Origin of the sequence: Candidatus Erwinia dacicola, assembly GCF_001756855.1 — a bacterium.
Taxonomy (GTDB): Bacteria; Pseudomonadota; Gammaproteobacteria; order Enterobacterales; family Enterobacteriaceae; genus Erwinia; species Erwinia dacicola.
Genome location: NZ_MAYS01000331.1, coordinates 1 through 4,459, shown reverse-complemented (window position 1 = coordinate 4,459; position 4,459 = coordinate 1). Strand labels below are relative to the sequence as shown.

5 protein-coding genes and 2 pseudogenes are annotated in these 4,459 nt (G+C 57.0%); 4 read left to right on the top strand and 3 right to left on the bottom strand.

The window, feature by feature from the left end:
- The 3 genes and pseudogenes from BBW68_RS16505 to uspA form a co-directional block, all read left to right on the top strand.
- A pseudogene (locus BBW68_RS16505) lies at positions 1 to 184 on the top strand (IS3 family transposase); the annotation flags it as partial.
- 20 nt (positions 185 to 204) lie between these two features.
- Positions 205 to 402, top strand: a pseudogene (locus tag BBW68_RS09595) (IS1 family transposase); the annotation flags it as partial.
- 122 nt (positions 403 to 524) lie between these two features.
- Complete coding sequence (gene uspA, locus BBW68_RS09590; protein WP_070135187.1) at positions 525 to 956, top strand: universal stress protein UspA; 432 nt, start codon at positions 525 to 527, stop codon at positions 954 to 956.
- Between the two features lie 40 nt (positions 957 to 996).
- On the opposite strand, the gene rsmJ is transcribed toward uspA, so the two are convergent.
- From rsmJ to BBW68_RS18855, 3 genes are all read right to left on the bottom strand, one after another.
- Entirely contained in the window at positions 997 to 1,755 is a 759-nt protein-coding gene (gene rsmJ / locus BBW68_RS09585; protein WP_070135186.1) for a 16S rRNA (guanine(1516)-N(2))-methyltransferase RsmJ, read from the bottom strand.
- 6 nt (positions 1,756 to 1,761) lie between these two features.
- The gene (prlC, locus tag BBW68_RS09580) at positions 1,762 to 3,810 is read right to left on the bottom strand and encodes an oligopeptidase A (RefSeq protein WP_070135185.1); all 2,049 of its coding nucleotides are present in this window, start codon (positions 3,808 to 3,810) and stop codon (positions 1,762 to 1,764) included.
- A 167-nt stretch (positions 3,811 to 3,977) separates the two neighbouring features.
- Positions 3,978 to 4,115 carry a hypothetical protein gene (locus tag BBW68_RS18855; RefSeq protein WP_167566332.1) on the bottom strand — a complete coding sequence of 46 codons (138 nt, stop codon included), beginning with the start codon at positions 4,113 to 4,115 and terminating at the stop codon, positions 3,978 to 3,980.
- 128 nt (positions 4,116 to 4,243) lie between these two features.
- Here BBW68_RS18855 and BBW68_RS16500 point away from each other — a divergent pair.
- Positions 4,244 to 4,459: helix-turn-helix domain-containing protein (locus tag BBW68_RS16500; protein WP_148127620.1), on the top strand; the 216-nt coding region annotated here is incomplete at its 3' end.

Genomic DNA, 4,459 nt, shown 5'->3' with positions numbered 1-4,459 from the left:
GAAGACCGAATGGGTGCCGACGAAGGGCTATAACAGCTTCAGCGAAGCCCAGGGCGCGATAATCCGCTATATAACGGGATATTACAGCGCTATCAGGCCCCACTGGTATAACGGCAGTCTAACGCCCAACGAATCTGAGCGGCTGTACTACTTACAGTCTAATGCTGTGGCCAGTATTAGTTGACCACTACAGTTTTATTTCGCTGGGGCGGCTATGCCAGAGAAGTGCCGAAGGAGAAGCACCTGATGGGCAAAATTTTTACGCAACGCATTGAGCGTAACACCCTGACACTTCGCACCCGTATTAAGCGTCTGGCCCGCAAAACGATTTGCTTTTCACGTTCCATCGAGGTCCACGAAAAAGTTATCGGCTCATTCATCGAAAAGCACATGTTCTACTAATTGGATGCATTACCAAAAATCTCATATTGATCGCCCACCCAAACCCCGTCGGCTGCCACAACATTTATTAACAATTTTTGCTATACTCTGTGGCAGGCGCTTACGCGAAAAGGAGTATTCATATGGCTTACAAACACATTTTGACTGCTGTCGATCTGTCCCCCGAAAGCAAACTGCTGGTCGACAGAGCGGTATCTATAGCTCGCCCTTATGATGCCAAAGTTTCACTGATCCACGTTGATGTGAATTACTCTGACTTGTATACTGGGCTGATCGACGTCAATCTGGGTGATATGCAGAAGCGTATCTCTAAAGAGACGCACAGCGCGCTGACCGAGCTGTCGAACCGTGCTGGCTGCCCGATTGTCGAAACCCTGAGCGGCAGCGGTGACTTGGGCCAAGTGCTGGTCGATGCGATTAAGAAGTATCAGGTAGATTTAGTAGTTTGCGGCCATCATCAGGATTTCTGGAGCAAGCTGATGTCTTCCGCGCGCCAGCTGATCAATACCGTGCACATCGATATGCTGATTGTGCCGCTGCGCGACGAAGAGTAACGTCATATCCGTTGTTCATCCCGTAGGGGCGAGGCATATATCACCCCCACGGGGTGATGGGTGCATAAATATCGAAACGGTGCCCCTTGGTGACCACCGCGTTCGGCGTGGCAACGTCCGCAAGCGGCGGTGCATAATCTGGGCGTTTCACCACTATGCGCTTAGTCGCCAGCATCCGCGCTGGCTCCAGCAGGCTATCGGCATCTAGGTCCGGCCCCACTAGCGACTGAAACACCCGCATCTCTTTCTTTACCAGCGCGCTTTTCTGCTTGTGCGGAAACATCGGGTCGAGATACACCACCTGCGGGCGGGGCGTAATATCGGTCAACGCCGTCAGGCTCGAAGCGTGCAGTAGCGTCAGCCGCTCGCGCAGCCACGGGCCAATCTCTGCATCGGCATAGCCGCGCGCTAGGCTATCATCCAGCAGGGCAGCAACCACCGGATTACGCTCCAGCATGCGCACGCGGCAGCCCACAGCGGCCAGTACAAACGCATCGCGCCCCAGCCCCGCCGTGGCATCCACCACGTCCGGCAGATAGCCACTCTTGATGCCGACGGCTTTCGCCACCGCTTCACCATGACCGCCGCCAAACTTGCGGCGGTGCGCCATCGCCCCGCCGACAAAATCAACAAAGATGCCGCCGAGCTTTGGCTCATCGCGCTTGCGCAGCTCCAGATGTTCCGGCGTCATAACCAGCGTCATCGACGCGTTTTCATCATGCACCAGCTGCCAGCAGGCAGCTAAAACAGATAAGGTGCCGTCTCCGGCACCCGTTTCATCTAACAAACAGATGTTCACCTAATATCAGCCCTGCTCAGTAATACCGTAGTGTGCCAGCATTGCATCCAGCTGCGGCTCGCGGCCACGGAAGCGGCGGAATAGCGCCATTGGCTCTTCGGAACCGCCGCGCGTCAGAATGTTGTCGAGGAACGACTGACCGGTCTCACGGTTGAAGATCCCCTCCTCTTCGAAGCGCGAGTATGCGTCTGCCGCCAGTACGTCGGCCCACAGGTAGCTGTAGTAACCCGCTGCGTAGCCGCCGGCGAAGATGTGGCTGAAGGTGTGCGGGAAGCGGCCCCACTCTGGCCCTGGCATCACCGACACCAACTTTTTAATCTCTTTCAGCATCGGCAGGATCTGCGTGCCTTTCGCCGAGTCAAACTCGGTGTGCAGACGTAAGTCGAACAGGCCGAACTCCAGCTGACGCAGGATAAACAGCGCCGCTTGGTAGTTCTTCGCCGCCAGCATTTTGTCCAGCAGCTCGCGCGGCAGCGGTTCGTTAGTCTCGTAATGACCGGAGATAAACGCCAACGCTTCCGGCTTCCAGCACCAGTTCTCCATAAACTGGCTTGGCAGTTCGACCGCATCCCACGGCACGCCGCTGATACCGGATACGCCAGGGGTTTCAATGCGCGTCAGCATATGATGCAGACCGTGGCCGAACTCGTGGAACAGCGTGGTCACTTCGTTGTGGGTAAACAGCGCAGGCTTGTTGCTCACCGGACGGTTGAAGTTACAGGTCAGGTAGGCAACAGGTTTCTGCAAGGTACCGTCAGCTTTACGCATCTGTCCCACGCAGTCATCCATCCACGCCCCGCTGCGCTTGTGCTCACGCGCATACAGGTCGAGGTAGAAGCTGCCGCGCAGCTCGCCGCTTTCGTCAAACAGGTCGAAGAAGCGCACGTCCGGGTGATAGACATCCACATCGGTGCGCTCTTTGGCAGTGATGCCGTATATGCGGTTCACCACTTCAAACAGGCCGTTCAGCACGCGCTGGGCCGGAAAGTACGGGCGCAGCTGCTCATCGGTGATGGAGTAGAGATGCTGCTTTTGCTTCTCGCCGTAGTAGGTCAGGTCCCACGGCTGCAGGTCGTCGACGCCGTGCTCTTTTTTGGCAAAGGAGCGCAGCTGGGCCAGCTCCTGCTCCGCCTGCGGGCGCGCCCGCTTGGCCAGATCGGTCAGGAAGTCGGTGACCTGCGCAGGGCTTTCGGCCATTTTGGTCGCCAGCGATTTATCGGCGTAAGAGTCAAAGCCCAGCAGCTGGGCGAGCTCGTGGCGCAGCGCCAGCTCTTCCGCCATCACTTCGCTGTTGTCCCACTTCCCAGCGTTTGGCCCTTGGTCGGAGGCGCGGGTCAAGTAAGCGCGATACAGTTCTTCGCGCAGCGCTTGGTTGTCGCAGTAGGTCATAATCGGCAGGTAGCTCGGGATATCCAGCGTCAGCAGCCAGCCCTCTTGCTCTTTCGCTTCGGCTTGGGCTTTCGCCGCAGCCAGCGCGCTTTCCGGCATACCGGACAGTTCGCTCTCATCGCTAATCAGCTTGCTCCAGCCCATGGTGGCGTCGAGCACGTTGTTGCTGTAGATCGAGCCCAGCTCGGACAGGCGCGCGGCGATTTCCCCGTAGCGCTGCTGCTTCTCTTTCGACAGGCCAATGCCGGACAGCTCGAAGTCGCGCAGCGCATTATCCACCGCTTTCTTCTGTGCGGTGTCCAGCGCGGCAAAGTTTGCACCCGCTTTCAGGTCGCGATACGCCTGGTACAGCCCTTCATGCTGGCCGACCCAAGTGCTGTACTCGGACAGCAGCGGCAGCGTCTGCTCATAGGCCTGGCGCAGTTCCGGGCTGTTTTTCACCGAGTTCAGGTGGCTGATCGGGGAGAACAGGCAGCTTAAACGGTCGTCGACTTCCGCCAGCGGCTGCACTAGGTTATCCCAGCTGTATGGTGCGCCCTGCGCCACCACTTTTTCCGCCGTGGCGCGGCACTCATCCAGTGCTTGGGTTACGGCGGGCACCACATGTTCAGGTTTGATGGCGGAAAAAGGCGGAAGCTTAAAAGAAGAGAGTAACGGATTGGTCATAGCGCAGTCCTTTAATCGTTGTACGGGTAATCTGGTTAACATGAGGGTAACAGAGGTGAAAATCAATGGCGGGCGGGCTAAGGAGGGCGCTAAAAAATGTCACGGCATCTTGCGGAACCGTGACTAGGGAGGTGTAAAGAGCCACCAAACGGACTTACAACACAGTATCAGTAATAGCCGACCGTAAACATAAGCTTACTGTTGGTCGGGCCGGGCGTCACCGCATCAGCGGTCTGGATATAGCGCGTCTGGAACGGCATTATGATGTTGCCGACGCCACTGGACAGCATGTCATAGCGGAACATCTGCGCCAGATTGATCGGCGTGGTGCTGCCTCTGCCTTTAAAGTGTCGCTACCGATGTAAAACTGGCCCACCTGCCGATGTAAATCTGACCCACCCAGGGTAAAAATGGCAGTTTTAAGGCACTGCCAATGATGACATTGGAGACCAGAGTGGAGATGAGTGTTTTACACCGTCAGGGCATGTCGATACGCGCCATCGCGCGCCAGCTTTCATGCTCTTGTGAGACCGTTCGCAGATATATCCGTAGCCCGCTGCTCGTAGCGGATATCCGCTACAAGCCTCGCGCACCCAGACCCTGCAAGCTTGACCCGTTCAAGCCCTATATCCTTGAGCGCGTGGCCGCT